Below are 13792 nucleotides of genomic sequence, written 5' to 3'. Positions count from 1 at the left end.
CGATCGGGGGACAGGCGTGACAGGTGCCCCGGCGAGCGCCCTGCGAACAGCACGTTACCCAGTGCTCCACATTTCTGTGAAACCCCTCCTGACCTGCGTTTTTACTCGGATTTCCAAGTAAATCGGCGAAGTGCGGAAGTTGTCCTGGTCACAGCCTCGCAGGGGGCCGGAACAACGGCACGTTATCCCGGCCACCCCGGGCACGGGAAGAGCCGGTGTGTGAGACTGACCGCGTGCGCGAAGACGGAAATATCCGGGTATTCCTCCTCGACGACCACGAGGTGGTGCGCCGGGGGGTGCACGATCTGCTCTCGGGCGAGTCCGACATCGAGGTGGTCGGCGAGGCCGGCACGGTGGCCGACGCCGCGGCCCGGGTCATGGCCACCCGTCCGGACGTGGCGGTGCTGGACGTCCGGCTGCCCGACGGCAGCGGCGTCGAGGTGTGCCGCGACATCCGCTCCCGGGACGAGTCCGTCCGCTGCCTCATGCTGACCTCCTTCGCCGACGACGAGGCCCTCTTCGACGCGATCATGGCGGGCGCCTCCGGCTACGTCCTCAAGGACATCCGGGGCGCCGAGCTGCTGAGCGCCGTACGCGCCGTGGCGGCCGGAAAGTCGCTGCTCGACCCCGCGGCCACCGCGCGGGTGCTGGAGCGGCTGCGCGACGGCGGCGCCAAGCCCGACGACCGGCTGGCCCGTCTGACCGACCAGGAGCGCCGCATCCTGGAGCTGATCGGCGAGGGGATGACCAACCGCGCGATCGGCGAGCGGCTGAACCTGGCGGAGAAGACGATCAAGAACTACGTGTCGAGTCTGCTGGCCAAGCTCGGGATGCAGCGGCGTTCCCAGGCGGCGGCCTTCGTGGCCCGGCTCGAGGCGGAGAGCCGCTGAGCCGCCCGAACCGGGACTTACGTCCCGTCCTGCCGGGGCGGGCGACTCTGTCGCCGCCGCCTCCGCTCGCACACAGTGAGTGCATGCCCACCGACGCACAACACGCCGTAGGCCTGCTCGCCCGCACCGCCTACGGCCGCGCCGCCACGACCATGCGCGCCCTGCCCTTCCTCGCCTTCGCGCGCCACATCGTGACCGACGCCCGGGTCCTGCTGCGGATGCCGAGGAGCTGCGGCTACCACCAGGTCTGCGCCGGGAGCGTCGTCGCGTACGGCGCCGACAACCTGAGCACCGCCGGGCCCGGCGAGAGCCTGTGGACGGCGCAGGTGGTGGGCCGGTGCGAGGCGCACGAGCCGAGTGCCGCCGAGGTCGAGCGGTTCGGCCCCGCACGGCGCCGGGTGGACGGCGAGCCGTTCGATCCGGTCTATCTGCGGATCGACCCGCAGTTCGGTTCGGTGCACGTCACGGAGGGCGCCGTCGGCGCCCTGTGAACCCGCGGCGCTCCGGTCAGCCGTTGTCCCCTTCGCCGCCCGGGGCGCCGGTCCCGCCGCCGCCCTCGGTGCCGCCGGTCGGATCGCCGGTCGGGTCGCCGGTCGGCCCGGTCGGGTCCGTCGTCGGGTCGTCCGTGGGCGTCGTCGGATCGCCGGTCGGGTCGCCGGTGGGGTCGCCGGTCGGCTCCTCCGTCTGGCTCTGGGAGGGCGTGTACGAGGGTGAGTACGACGGCGTCCAGTCGCCGCCGCCGGTGCCGCCCCCGCCGTTGTCCTGGTCCGTGCCCGGGTCGGTGCTCTCCTGCGTCTCCTCGTCGCTGGGCGACGGGCTGGGCGACTCGTCGCCGGTGCTCTCCGAGACGCTGGCGGACGGACTCTTGTCCGTGTCGGTGCCGCCCTTGCCGTCATCGCCGTTGTTCAGGGCCAGCGCGACGCCGGCCGCGATGGCGATGACCGCGAGGACGGCCAGTATCCACAGCTTGCCGCGGCCGCTGCCCTTGTTGCCGTTGCCCTCGAAGCCGCCGTCGTCGCCCCCGCCGTAGCGGCCGGGCAGGATCGGCTGCGGGATCTGCTGGGTGCCCGACGCGCCGTGGCCGGGGTTCGGCATCACCGACGTGCCGGCGAGACCGGCCGCCGGCGTCTGCCGGCCGTCGTGGGCGGTGACCGGGCCGGTGTTCCAGGTGCCGGTGTGGCTGCCCTGCTCGTAGAGCATCTGGAGCCCGTACTGGACCAGCCCGCGCATCTCCTCGGCGGTCTGGAACCGGTCGTCGGGCTCCTTGGCCAGCGAGCGCATCACGAGGCCGTCCAGCTCCGGCGGGGTGGCGTCGGAGACCTCGGACGGGGGCGTCGGGATGTCCTGGACGTGCTGGTAGACCACGGACAGCGGGGTCTCGCCGGTGAACGGCGGGCGCAGCGCGAGCAGTTCGTAGAGCAGGCAGCCGGTCGCGTACAGGTCGGAGCGGTGGTCGACGGCCTTGCCGAGGGCCTGCTCCGGGGAGAGGTACTGCGGGGTGCCCATGACCATGCCGGTCTGCGTCATCGTCGTGGACGCGCCGTGCAGGGCGCGGGCGATGCCGAAGTCCATCACCTTCACCGCGCCGTTGTTGGTGATGATGACGTTGGCCGGCTTGATGTCGCGGTGCACGATGCCGTGCTGGTGCGAGTAGGCGAGCGCCTCCAGGACACCGGAGACGATGATCAGCGCCTGCTCGGGGCCGGGCGCCTCGGCGTTCAGGAGGAGGTCGCGGATGGTGCGGCCCTCGACGATCTCCATCACGATGTACGGGACGGACTGGCCGCCGACGAAGTCCTCGCCGGAGTCGTACACGGCGACGATGGCGTGGTGGTTGAGGCCGGCCACCGACTGCGCCTCGCGCGTGAAGCGCGCCTTGGAGACCGGGTCCTCGGCCAGGTCGGCACGGAGCAGCTTGACCGCCACGGTGCGGCCCAGGCGGACGTCCTCGGCCGCGAACACCTCGGCCATGCCGCCCCGCCCGAGTCTGCGGGTCAGCCGGTACCGGCCGTCGCCGACCAGGCCGCCGTTGCCCCAGGTCTCCGGCGCGTCAGCCATACCGCCGCCATTCGCCTCGGGATCGGACGGGCCCTGGGCGCGCTGCTGCTGTGCCATCAGTCCTCGCCGTCGTTTCTGCCCGCGGTGCGCGCGGTGTTGTTACGGTCTCCGTCGGCCACGCTACAGGCTCCGCGGCGGCCTCCGGTCCGGGATGGGGGGCCGGGACCGGACATGAGACGGACCGGTCATGAAACCCTGGTTCCTTACTGTCGTGCAAATTCTGTGTACCGGCGGTACGACGGCTGTAACGCTTCCGCGACGCTTCTTTCGCGTACGGTCACGGAACGGGCACCGCGCTTGACGTGTCAGTGCCCTCGGGCAGACTTGGCCGGGAATAGCACTTTCGATCACGAGCGCGCGGCCTGCTGCCACCGGCGCCGCGGCGCCTATGGGGGACGCAGAGACATGAGCCAGGACGCCGGACAGGGCCGGTACGCGGGGCGCGCGCTCGCCGGCGGCCGCTACCAGCTGCGCGACTTGCTCGGCGAGGGCGGTATGGCCTCCGTGCACCTGGCGTACGACTCGGTCCTCGACCGCCAGGTCGCGATCAAGACGCTCCACACCGAGCTGGGCCGGGAGCAGGCCTTCCGCGAGCGCTTCCGCCGCGAGGCCCAGGCCGTGGCCAAGCTCACGCACACCAACATCGTCTCGGTCTTCGACACCGGCGAGGACGAGCTGGACTCCATGACGACGCCGTACATCGTCATGGAGTACGTCGAGGGCCGCCCGCTGGGCTCGGTGCTCGACGAGGACGTCCGGCAGCAGGGCGCGATGCCCGCCGACAAGGCGCTGAAGATCACCGCGGACGTGCTGGCGGCCCTGGAGATCAGCCACGAGATGGGCCTGGTCCACCGGGACATCAAGCCGGGCAACGTGATGATGACCAAGCGCGGCGTGGTCAAGGTCATGGACTTCGGCATCGCCCGCGCCATGCAGTCCGGCGTCACCTCGATGACGCAGACCGGCATGGTGGTCGGCACCCCGCAGTACCTCTCGCCGGAACAGGCCCTCGGCCGCGGCGTCGACGCCCGCTCCGACCTGTACTCGGTCGGCATCATGCTGTTCCAACTGGTCACCGGGCGGCTGCCGTTCGACGCGGACTCGCCGCTGGCCATCGCGTACGCGCACGTGCAGGAGGAGCCGGTGGCCCCCTCCTCGGTCAACCGGTCGCTGCCCCCGGCGGTGGACGCGCTGGTGGCCCGCGCCCTGAAGAAGAACCCGAACGAACGCTTCCCGAGCGCCGAGGCCATGCGGGACGAGTGCCTGCGGGTGGCGCAGTCCTTCCACGCCGCCCCGCCGAGCATCGTGCCCGGCGCGGCCGCGGCGAGCGGCGCCGGTGTCGGCTCCGCGGTGTTCCCGCCGGTCGACCAGGGCACCCCGGCCCCCACCGGCCCCGTCCAGACGCCGTACCAGCCGACCCCGGCCCCGAACCCGTACGGCGGCCCGGCCCCCGCCACGCACTCGCCCGCCGCCTACGGCTACCCGCAGCAGGGCGGCTACCAGACGCCCGCCCCGTATGGGCAGCACGGGCAGCACGGGCAGCAGGGCGCGTCCACGCCGCCGCCGTACAACCTGACGCCGTCGGCCCCGGCCTCCGGCGGCGCGGGCGGCGGCAGGAACAACAAGCCGGTGATCATCGGCTCGATCGTGGTCGCCGTGGTGGCCGTCGGCGGACTGGTCGGCGCGCTGCTGATGAACGGCGGCGGCGGTGAGGACCCGGAGGGCGGCGCCTCCCCCAGCGCCTCCGTGTCGGCGTCGAAGGCGGCGGGCTACCGCGGGCCGGACAAGACGAAGACCATGGAGAAGGACGAGTGCACCGAGCCGGAGGAGTCGTACAACGACCCCGACAAGATCAAGGTGCCGGACTTCACGTTCAAGTACATCGCCTCGGTCAAGGAGTGCTTCAACGCCGCGGGCTGGCGGATGAAGGTCGTCGAGGTCGACGAGAACACGTACGGCGAGGGCTCGATCCGGGACCAGTTCCCGGCGGCCGGCACGGACGTCGACCCGGAGGACATGCCGGAGATCCAGCTCAAGGTCTCGACGGGCAACCCGGCCTCCGAGTGAGCGCGTGACACCGCGAAGGGCCCGGCAGCAGCTGCTGCCGGGCCCTTCGCCCTGTCCGACTAGAGGTAGGGGCCGCCCGAGCGGCCGCCCGGCTGCGGGGGCTCCTCGCCGTCCGGGGCGACCCCCGGCGGCAGGGCACGGCGCATCTGCTCCAGCTGCGCCCGCGCGGCCATCTGCTGGGCGAACAGCGTGGTCTGGATGCCGTGGAACAGGCCCTCCAGCCAGCCGACCAGCTGCGCCTGCGCGATCCGCAGTTCGGCGTCGGTCGGGGTCGCGCCGTCCGTGAACGGCAGCGAGAGCCGCTCCAGCTCCTCGACCAGCTCCGGGGCGAGTCCGTCCTCCAGCTCCTTCACCGAGCTGGAGTGGATCTCCTTGAGCCGGGCGCGGCTCGCCTCGTCCAGCGGTGCGACGCGCACCTCCTCCAGCAGCTGCTTGATCATGCTGCCGATCCGCATGACCTTGGCGGGCTGCTCCACCTGCTCGGTCACCGGGACCTCCCGGGAGTCGTCGTCCCCGCCGCCGCCCAGCGCCATTCCGTCCTGGCCGACGACCAGGATCTGGGGGTTCTCCGGCGACCTGTCGTTCCTCGGCATCTCCATGCCGCCATTGTCTCGCACCGGTGCGAGACGGGCGGGCGGTGCCCCCGCCCAAAGGTGCCGCACCGCGTTCGGACCCGTCCGAAATGCCGGAATGAGCGCCCGGTGTGAGGCTTGTTCCGTCGATTTTCCACGACTGGTTACACCGGGAGGGGGTCACGGACGTGACTCCATGGCTGCGCACACTGCGAGCGACGGGACTGGTGGGGGCACTGGGGCTCGGCGCGCTGGTGCCGTACGGGGCGGGGGCGGCGCACGGCGTCGCCGGGTTCGCGGCGGTGGGAGCCGCCCTGACCCCGTCCCCCTCGGGGCCGGGGCACGGTGCGGTGCCGGGGGCGGCCGCCGACGGCCCCGACGGCGCCGGGGACCAGGACGGACGGGGCGGGCACGCACGTCCCGGGCAGTCCGGCGGGCGCGAGCGCCCCCCGGAGCGCGCTGAGCGGCCCGAGGCCGGTCCCGCGGTGCCTTCCGCCGGGCAGACCCGGCCGGGGGGCGGCAGGGCGCACGGTTCCGCCACGCCCTCCACCACGGCCTCGCCCTCGAAGGCCAACGCCACGGCGCGTTCGGCGGCCCCCGCCGCCTCCACGGCCGAGCCGTCCCGGGCGGGGAGCGTGCCGGGGGAGGGAAGGCAACGGCCCGGCCGTGCCGGAGAGTGGAGGCCGGAGAAGGACCGCGGCCACGAGAACGCCGGCCGCAGGGCGCGGGGCGACCACGACGGCCCGGCCCAGGACCCGGCCACCGCCGAGCCGCCCGGCGAGGCCGCCCTGGTGCCCTCCGCCTCGCCGTCCCGGTCACAGCCCGGGACCGGCACGCGTGCCGCCGCCACCGGACCCGTGCTGCGGGTCCTCCCCCTCGGCAGCGGCCTGGTCCTCATCGGCCTCGGCCTGGCCCTCGCCTTCGTGGGCCTGCGCCTGCGCCGGGGCTAGCCCGACGCCATGACGGACCACGGCCCGCCCGCGGGGCACGGCGCCGCCCGTGCCCGGCGGGCCGGCCGGGCGGATGGCGCCCCGGACGCGGGGCCCACCGCGCTCACCGGCGCCTGCGGCATGACCCGGCGCCGACAAGGCGGCGTGCCATTCCAGCGCCCCAACCCGCCGGAGGCCACACGCACCGCAGCCCCCCAGCAACCCCATCCGCCGGAGGCCCTACGCACCGCAGCCTCCCAGCGACCCAATCCACCGGAGGCCACACGCACCGCGACCTCCTCCCAGCAACCCCATCCGCCGGAGGCCCTACGCCCCGCGACCTCCCAGCGACCCAACCCGCCGGAGGCCACACGCACCGCGACCTCCCAGCGACCCAACCCGCCGGAGGCCCTACGCCCCGGTGACCAGCAGCACCTTGCCGATGTGGCCGCTCTCCTCCACCACCCGGTGGCCGTCGGCGGCGGCGCTCATCGCCAGTTCGCGGTCGACGACCGGGCGCACGCGAGCACCGCCGTCTCCGGCGAACAGCGGCCAGACGTGCTCCCGTACCGCGGCCACGATGGCGGCCTTCTCCTCCGGCGGGCGGGCCCGCAGCGAGGTCGCGGTCACGGCGGCGCGCTTGGCGAGGAGCGTGCCGATGTCCAGCTCGCCCTTCCGGCCGCCCTGCATGCCGATGATCGCCAGCCGGCCGTTCACCGCGAGGGCCCGGACGTTGCGGTCCAGGTACTTGGCCCCCATGTTGTCGAGGATCACGTCGGCGCCCGCGCCGCCCGTCGCCTCCTTCACCTCGGCGACGAAGTCCTGCTCCCGGTAGTTGACCAGGATGTCGGCGCCCAGCTCGGCGCAGCGCTCCAGCTTCTCCGGGGTGCCCGCCGTCACGGCGATGCGCGCCCCCACCGCCTTGGCGAGCTGGATCGCCATCGTGCCGATGCCGCTGGAGCCGCCGTGCACGAGGAGGGTCTCGCCGGGCCGCAGATGGGCGACCATGAAGACGTTCGACCAGACGGTGCAGACCACCTCGGGCAGCGCCGCCGCCTCCTTGAGGCCGACGCCCTTGGGCACCGGCAGCAGCTGGCCGGACGGAACGACGACCTTCTCCGCGTAGCCGCCGCCCGAGAGCAGCGCGCACACCTCGTCGCCGACGGCCCAGCCGGACACGCCGGGCCCGAGCGCGGCGATCCGCCCGGAACACTCCAGGCCGGGGTACGGGGAGGCGCCGGGCGGGGGATCGTAGAACCCCTGGCGCTGCATGATGTCGGCGCGGTTGACGGCGCTGGCCGCCACCTCGACCAGGACCTCGCCGTCGCCGGGCACCGGGTCGGGGACCTCGGTCCAGACCAGCGCCTCGGGGCCGCCGGGTTCGGAAATCGTGATCGCATGCATGAGGCGACGCTACTCCTCTGGTCCCCCGTGCCCGGGTCCCCGGACCGAGCGCCCTGCGACTTTGGGACCGTCCTTCCTGAAATCCCTTCGCACGACCGATGAGTTTGCGCGACGGTAAAGGTCTCCCCATGCGTAGCCCAAGAAGGCGGAAGGACCACCAGCATGAGCACGCACACGTCCGACCCCGCGATCGAGACCGCGGGGCTGGTGAAGACGTTCGGTGAGACCCGGGCCGTGGACGGGGTGGACCTCTCGGTGCCCGCCGGCACGGTCTACGGCGTCCTCGGACCGAACGGCGCGGGCAAGACCACCACGGTGAAGATGCTCGCCACCCTGCTGCGGCCGGACGCCGGCCATGCCCGGGTCTTCGGCCGTGACGTCGTACACGAGGCGGACGAGGTGCGCAGCCGGGTGAGCCTCACCGGCCAGTACGCCTCCGTGGACGAGGACCTCACCGGCACCGAGAACCTGATCCTGCTGGGCCGCCTCCTCGGTCACGGCAAGGCGGCCGCGGCGGAGCGCGGTGAGCAGCTGCTGGCGGCCTTCGGGCTGACGGACGCCGCGGCGAAGCAGGTCAAGCACTACTCCGGCGGCATGCGGCGGCGCATCGACATCGCCGCGTCCATCCTCAACACCCCCGACCTGCTCTTCCTGGACGAGCCGACCACCGGTCTCGACCCGCGCAGCCGCAACCAGGTGTGGGACATCGTGCGCGCGGTCGTCGCCCAGGGCACCACCGTGCTGCTGACCACGCAGTACCTGGACGAGGCCGACCAATTGGCGTCCCGGATCGCCGTGATCGACAAGGGCAAGGTGATCGCCGAGGGCACCAAGGGCGAGCTGAAGGCGTCCGTCGGCGCCGGCTCCGTCCATCTGCGGCTGCGGGACGCCGAGGAGCGCCCCGAGGCCGAGCGGCTGCTGCGGAACCTGCTGGTCGCCGAGGTGCAGCAGGAGCCCGACCCGGTGGCACTGAGCGCCCGCCTCAGCGCGGCGGCCAGCGACACCGCCGCCGACCAGGCCGCCAAGGCGCTCGGTGAGCTGGCCCGGGCCGGCATCACCGTCGACAGCTTCTCCCTGGGACAGCCCAGCCTCGACGAGGTCTTCCTGGCGCTGACCGGACACGACACCGGCCAGAGCATCGGCCCCGGCGCCGGCTCCGGCACCGACAAGAAGGACGAGGTGGCGGCATGAGCACGGCCACGAGCCCCGAGGGCAAGGAGCTCTCCCCGGTCAGCGCCGAGTCCCTGGCGGCGCTGCTGGTGGCCAAGGAGCGCCCGCCCCGGCCGAGTGCCCTGTCCACGTCCGTGACGTTCGGCTGGCGCGCGATCCTCAAGATCAAGCACGTGCCGGAGCAGCTCTTCGACGTCACCGCCTTCCCGATCATGAACCTGCTGATGTTCACGTACCTCTTCGGCGGTGCGCTGGCGGGTTCGCCCGGCGACTACATCCAGTTCGTCCTGCCGGGCATCCTCGTGATGTCGGTGGTGATGATCACGATGTACACGGGCATCTCGGTGAACGTCGACATCGAGAAGGGCGTCTTCGACCGCTTCCGCTCGCTGCCGATCTGGCGGCCCTCGGCGATGGTCGGCTACCTGCTCGGCGACGCGCTGCGCTACACCATCGCGTCCGTCGTGATGCTCGCGGTGGGCCTGCTGCTCGGCTACCGGCCGGACGGCGGGTTCGTCGGCGTGGTCGCCGGCATCGCGCTGCTGCTGGTCTTCTCGTTCGCCTTCTCGTGGATCTGGACGATGTTCGGGCTGATGATGCGCACCGAGAAGTCGGTGATGAGCGTCAGCATGATGGTGATCTTCCCGCTCACCTTCCTGTCCAACGTCTTCGTCGACCCGAAGACCATGCCGGGCTGGCTCCAGGCCTTCGTCAACAACAGCCCGATCACCCACCTCGCGTCCTCGGTGCGCGGTCTGATGGCGGGCGAGTGGCCCGGCGTCGAGATCGCCTGGACGCTGGGCTGGGCGGGCGCGCTCCTGCTGGTCTTCGGCCCGGTCACGATGCGGCTCTACAACCGCAAGTAGCGGGCCCACGATCGCGAGGGGGCCGCGCCAGTCGCGGGGCCCCCTCAGTCGGGGGCCTTCAGTCGCGGGGCAGCGGGTCAGTCGCGGGGCAGCGGGCGGGCGTCGGGCGCCACTTGGGTGGTCGGCGTCGCCCGCACGATCGTGATCAGCCGGTCCGTCAGCTCCAGCCCGCCGACGGCCGCGTCGTCGTAGCCCAGGACCCGGTGCCCCCGCAGGACGCTCACCACCAGGTCGCTCACCTCGCGCAGGTTCTTGCCCACCTCGGCCTTTATGACGGGCCGCTCGATGAGGTCGAGTCCGCTGCCCTGGCTGATCAGATCCTCCATGACCATGCCGGCGGCGGGGCTGAGCACCGAGAGCCCGAGCAGCCGGCCCGCGGCGCTGGCGCTGGTGATCACGGCGTCGGCGCCGGACTGCTTCAGCAGCGGCGCGTTCTCCTCCTCGCGGACCGCGACCACGATCTTCGCGCCCCGGTTCATCTGCCGGGCCGTCAGCGTCACCAGCACCGCCGTGTCGTCCCGCTGCGTGGCGATGATGATCTGCTTCGCGCGGAACAGCTCGGCACGGTTGAGCACGTCACTGCGCGTCGCGTCGCCTATCACGCCGGCGTAGCCGTGCGCCGTCGCGGCCTCGATGGCCTTGCCGCTCGGGTCGACCACCACCACCTGCTCCTTGCGCAGGCCGGTCGCGCAGACGGTCTGGATCGCCGACCTCCCCTTGGTGCCGAAGCCGACGACGACGGTGTGATCGCGCAAGGTGGACCTCCAGCGGTTCAGGCGCCACTCCTCCCGAGTGCGCTCGGTGAGGGCTTCCAGCGTGGTGCCGACCAGGATGATCAGGAACATCACACGCAGGGGCGTGATGATGAAGATGTTGGTCAGCCGGGCGGCGTCGCTGACCGGTGTGATGTCGCCGTACCCGGTGGTGGAGAGGGTGACGGTGGCGTAGTAGAAGGCGTCGAGCAGATCGACCGAGCCGTCGGAGTTGTCGTTGTAGCCGTCGGCGTCGGCGTAGACGATGAACGCCGTCGCGACCAGCACCACCAGGGCCAGGGACAGCCGCTTGGCGACCTGGCGGATCGGGTGCTCCACCAGTTTCCTGGGGAGCTTCACCCGGTGGGTCACGAGATGCTCGTCCGCCTGGCGGGCGATCGCGTCCTGGCCCGGAAGTTTCACGTGAAACACACTCCGATTCCGGCGGTCGCCCAGGGCAGGTCCAGCAACTCCGCCTCCTGACCCGACCGTGCTCCGCCAGGGGGTACGACGGCCAGCGCGTCGGCGGCCGCGATCCCACGCAGCATGGCCGGGCCGTTGTAGTGCAGCGGCGCGGCGCCGTCCTCGCGCAGCACGACGGGGACGAGCCGGGTGTCGTAGGGGTGCCCGTGCACCGCGTCCCGCAGCGGCAGCGTGTACCGCTCGGGCGCCGGGCGGGCGGCGAGCGTGCGCAGCAGCGGCTCGGCGAGGGTGAGCAGTCCGGAGACGGCGGCCAGGGGATTGCCGGGCAGCCCGACGAGGTGCTGGTCGTCCTTGAGGCGGGCCAGCAGCATCGGGTGTCCCGGGCGCACCTTGACGCCGTCCACGAGGAGGTCGGCGCCGATCCGGAGCAGGATCGGGTGGACGTGGTCGACGGGCCCGGCGGCGGTACCGCCGGTCGTGACGATCAGGTCGGCGTCAGAGGTCGTGACGGCACGTTCCAGCGCCTCGGCGTCGTCGCCGATGCGGCGGACGGTGCGGACCTCGGCGCCCAGCGCGCGCAGCCAGTGCGGCAGCATCGGGCCGAGCGCGTCCCGGATCAGGCCGTCGTGCGGGAGGCCCCCGGTGAGCAGTTCGTCGCCGAGGACGAGGACGTCGACGCGGGGGCGGGGGACCGTGGTGAGGGTGTCGTACCCGGCGGCCGCCGCGAGACCCAGCACGGGCGGAGTCGTGAGGGTGCCGACGGGCAGCAACTGGTCGCCGCTGCGGCACTCCTGACCGCGCGGGCGGATGTCCTGGCCGTGGACGACCTCGCGGGTGGGGTGGAGCCGGTCCCGGTCGTCGGTGCGGCCGTGCTCGGTGCGCAGTACGGCGGTGGTGTCCGGGGGGATCCGGGCGCCGGTGGCGATCCGCGCGGCCTCGCCGTCGGTCAGGGGCGGGACCTCCGCGTGTCCGGCCAGGACGCCCTCGTCGCGCACGGTCCAGGGGCCCGGACCGGCGACGGCCCAGCCGTCCATCGCGGAGGTGTCGAAGGACGGCAGGTCGGTGAGGGCGGTCAAGGGCGCGGCGAGGGTGAGCCCGAGGGCCGCGTCGAGCGGCACGGAGACCGGGGTGCGGCGGGCGGCACGGGCGGCGGAGCGGGCGGCGCGCTCGGCGGCCGACCGGGCCTCCGGCCAAGGTGTCGCGTGGTGGTGGGACTTGGGGGAGCCGGGGGGCTCGGTGGGCCCGGCGGGGCCGTCCGAGGCGCCGTGCCGGTCGCCGTGCGCGGCGCGGGCCGCCGTGGGGCCGGGGTCGCCCTGGGAAGGGCCGGGACGGCCGGGCGGGTGGCCGGGGTTCTCCTTCACGAGGGCGAGCGCCTCCTCGACGTCGAGGTCTTCCTCGTCGGCCCATGTGCCGGGGGAGGCCATCAGGCGTCCGGGCGGGCGTCGGTGGCCTCGTCCGCCCAGCGCTGGGCGAGGGCCGCGGCCTTGCGGGCGGCCTCGGCGACCGCCTCGGGACCTCCTCCGGCCCGCCCGGCGACGTAGCCGACGAGGAAGGTGGTCAGCGGGGCCGCGGGCCGGGCCACTCCGTGGGCGGCGTCACGCGCGAGGTCGAGCAGGAGGCCGGTGTCGACGTCGAGGTCGATGCCCAGCTCGTCCTTGGCTGCGGAGATCCATTCATCCAACACGTGACCATGCTCCCTGATGCGTGCCCTTGCGGTGGCGATGTCGTCCCAGGTGTCGCAGTCGAAGGAGGCGACGGCGTCGGGGACCCGGTCGAGCCGGAGGGCGCCGGTGAGACGGCGCAGGGGCATCCCCGTGAGATCCGGACGGCCGCCGGAGCCCTCCCGGCCTTCGCGGCCCGCCGGCTTTGCCCGCCCGGCCCGGCCCTCGCGGCCCACGGGACCCTCCCCGCCAAACCCGCCCTCGCGGCCCACGGGACCCTCCCCGCCAAACCCGCCCTCGCGGCCCACGGGACCCTCCCCGCCAAACCCGCCCTCGCGGCCCACGAGATCCTCCCCGCCAAACCCGCCCTCGCGGCCCACGGGACCCTCCCCGCCAGACCGGTCCTCGCGGCCCTCCCCGCCAAGCCCGCCCTCGCGATCGGCCCGGCCCTTGCCGTCCGCCGGCTCCTCGCGGGCTTCCCGGCCCGCCGTGTCCCCGGCCAGTGCGGCGAGTTCGCGACGTACGGCGGCCGCGCGATAGGCCGCCACCAGGGGCTGGTCGCGGCCCTCGGCGTCGGTGAGCAGCACGCCGTCCGCCTCGCTCGCGGCGAGGGCCGACAGCAGCCGGGCGACAGTGGGTTCGCCCAGGAACGGCAGGTCGGCGGAGAGCACGACGACGTACTCGGCCGTGGTGTGCCGCAGTCCGGCCGCGAGGGCGGCGAGCGGTCCGCCGCCCGGCGGGTCCTCGCGGGCCCAGGTCACCGGGCGGGCGGTGGGCCGGGGGCCGGCGACGACGACGGTGGTGCGCGCTCCGGCACAGGCGGCGAGCACCCGGTCGAGGAGCGCGCGCCCGCCCACGCGCAGACCGGGTTTGTCAGCACCGCCGAGCCGCCGTGCGGCCCCGCCCGCGAGCACGACGGCGTCGTACCCGGCGGGGCCGGGGCCCGGCGCGGGGTCGGTACCGGCGCCGGGGTCACCCGGGGGCTCGTACGCGGTCACCC

The 13792-nt window shown here is 73.5% G+C and carries 12 protein-coding genes; 6 read left to right on the top strand and 6 right to left on the bottom strand.

Annotated features, from left to right (window positions below; genetic code table 11):
* The first annotated feature begins 233 nt into the window (after window positions 1-233).
* Entirely contained in the window at window positions 234-890 is a 657-nt protein-coding gene (locus ACGF3J_RS15790) for a response regulator transcription factor (protein WP_161325861.1), read from the top strand.
* A gap of 83 nt (window positions 891-973) precedes the next feature.
* The gene (locus tag ACGF3J_RS15785) at window positions 974-1381 is read left to right on the top strand and encodes a pyridoxamine 5'-phosphate oxidase family protein (RefSeq protein ID WP_393854210.1); all 408 of its coding nucleotides are present in this window, start codon (window positions 974-976) and stop codon (window positions 1379-1381) included.
* A gap of 16 nt (window positions 1382-1397) precedes the next feature.
* Here ACGF3J_RS15785 and ACGF3J_RS15780 read toward each other — a convergent pair whose 3' ends face one another.
* Window positions 1398-3005: a protein kinase gene (locus ACGF3J_RS15780; RefSeq protein ID WP_161325859.1), complete on the bottom strand. Its 1608-nt coding sequence runs from the start codon at window positions 3003-3005 to the stop codon at window positions 1398-1400.
* 348 nt (window positions 3006-3353) lie between these two features.
* On the opposite strand from ACGF3J_RS15780, the gene ACGF3J_RS15775 reads away from it, so the two are divergent.
* Window positions 3354-5015 carry a Stk1 family PASTA domain-containing Ser/Thr kinase gene (locus ACGF3J_RS15775; RefSeq protein ID WP_161325858.1) on the top strand — a complete coding sequence of 554 codons (1662 nt, stop codon included), beginning with the start codon at window positions 3354-3356 and terminating at the stop codon, window positions 5013-5015.
* A 59-nt stretch (window positions 5016-5074) separates the two neighbouring features.
* On the opposite strand, the gene ACGF3J_RS15770 is transcribed toward ACGF3J_RS15775, so the two are convergent.
* Complete coding sequence (locus ACGF3J_RS15770; RefSeq protein ID WP_161326331.1) at window positions 5075-5614, bottom strand: bacterial proteasome activator family protein; 540 nt, start codon at window positions 5612-5614, stop codon at window positions 5075-5077.
* Window positions 5615-5775: 161 nt separating this feature from the next.
* Between ACGF3J_RS15770 and ACGF3J_RS15765 the strand changes: the two genes are divergently transcribed.
* The gene (locus ACGF3J_RS15765; protein ID WP_202557465.1) at window positions 5776-6537 is read left to right on the top strand and encodes a hypothetical protein; all 762 of its coding nucleotides are present in this window, start codon (window positions 5776-5778) and stop codon (window positions 6535-6537) included.
* Between the two features lie 390 nt (window positions 6538-6927).
* Here the strand turns inward: ACGF3J_RS15765 and ACGF3J_RS15760 are convergent, their stop codons facing one another.
* Window positions 6928-7920, bottom strand: a complete 993-nt coding sequence (locus ACGF3J_RS15760; RefSeq protein ID WP_161332048.1) for an NAD(P)H-quinone oxidoreductase — start codon at window positions 7918-7920, stop codon at window positions 6928-6930.
* Between the two features lie 162 nt (window positions 7921-8082).
* Between ACGF3J_RS15760 and ACGF3J_RS15755 the strand changes: the two genes are divergently transcribed.
* Window positions 8083-9111 carry an ATP-binding cassette domain-containing protein gene (locus tag ACGF3J_RS15755; RefSeq protein WP_161332047.1) on the top strand — a complete coding sequence of 343 codons (1029 nt, stop codon included), beginning with the start codon at window positions 8083-8085 and terminating at the stop codon, window positions 9109-9111.
* Window positions 9108-9956, top strand: a complete 849-nt coding sequence (locus tag ACGF3J_RS15750; protein ID WP_161332046.1) for an ABC transporter permease — start codon at window positions 9108-9110, stop codon at window positions 9954-9956. The genes ACGF3J_RS15755 and ACGF3J_RS15750 overlap by 4 nt, the downstream gene beginning before the upstream one ends.
* A 77-nt stretch (window positions 9957-10033) precedes the next feature.
* On the opposite strand, the gene ACGF3J_RS15745 is transcribed toward ACGF3J_RS15750, so the two are convergent.
* The 3 genes from ACGF3J_RS15745 to ACGF3J_RS15735 are packed head-to-tail and all read right to left on the bottom strand — an operon-like array spanning window position 10034 to window position 13790.
* The gene (locus ACGF3J_RS15745; protein ID WP_161332045.1) at window positions 10034-11131 is read right to left on the bottom strand and encodes a potassium channel protein; all 1098 of its coding nucleotides are present in this window, start codon (window positions 11129-11131) and stop codon (window positions 10034-10036) included.
* On the bottom strand, window positions 11128-12555 hold the full coding sequence (locus ACGF3J_RS15740; RefSeq protein ID WP_161332044.1) for a molybdopterin molybdotransferase MoeA: 1428 nt from the start codon (window positions 12553-12555) through the stop codon (window positions 11128-11130). Before ACGF3J_RS15740 ends, ACGF3J_RS15745 begins: the two co-directional genes overlap by 4 nt.
* On the bottom strand, window positions 12555-13790 hold the full coding sequence (locus ACGF3J_RS15735) for an NTP transferase domain-containing protein (RefSeq protein WP_393854209.1): 1236 nt from the start codon (window positions 13788-13790) through the stop codon (window positions 12555-12557). The genes ACGF3J_RS15740 and ACGF3J_RS15735 overlap by 1 nt, the downstream gene beginning before the upstream one ends.
* Window positions 13791-13792 lie beyond the last annotated feature (2 nt).

Source organism: Streptomyces sp. NPDC048171, from assembly GCF_043202655.1.
GTDB lineage: Bacteria > Actinomycetota > Actinomycetes > Streptomycetales > Streptomycetaceae > Streptomyces.
This window is presented reverse-complemented; position numbering and strand designations above follow the sequence as displayed.

Excerpts from the sequence above, each read along its gene's own strand:
- ACGF3J_RS15785 (WP_393854210.1), top strand. The coding sequence starts at position 974 with ATGCCCACCGACGCACAACACGCCGTAGGCCTGCTCGCCCGCACCGCC.
- ACGF3J_RS15780 (WP_161325859.1), bottom strand. The coding sequence starts at position 3,005 with ATGGCACAGCAGCAGCGCGCCCAGGGCCCGTCCGATCCCGAGGCGAAT.
- ACGF3J_RS15775 (WP_161325858.1), top strand. The coding sequence starts at position 3,354 with ATGAGCCAGGACGCCGGACAGGGCCGGTACGCGGGGCGCGCGCTCGCC.
- ACGF3J_RS15770 (WP_161326331.1), bottom strand. The coding sequence starts at position 5,614 with ATGGAGATGCCGAGGAACGACAGGTCGCCGGAGAACCCCCAGATCCTG.
- ACGF3J_RS15760 (WP_161332048.1), bottom strand. The coding sequence starts at position 7,920 with ATGCATGCGATCACGATTTCCGAACCCGGCGGCCCCGAGGCGCTGGTC.
- ACGF3J_RS15755 (WP_161332047.1), top strand. The coding sequence starts at position 8,083 with ATGAGCACGCACACGTCCGACCCCGCGATCGAGACCGCGGGGCTGGTG.
- ACGF3J_RS15750 (WP_161332046.1), top strand. The coding sequence starts at position 9,108 with ATGAGCACGGCCACGAGCCCCGAGGGCAAGGAGCTCTCCCCGGTCAGC.
- ACGF3J_RS15740 (WP_161332044.1), bottom strand. The coding sequence starts at position 12,555 with ATGGCCTCCCCCGGCACATGGGCCGACGAGGAAGACCTCGACGTCGAG.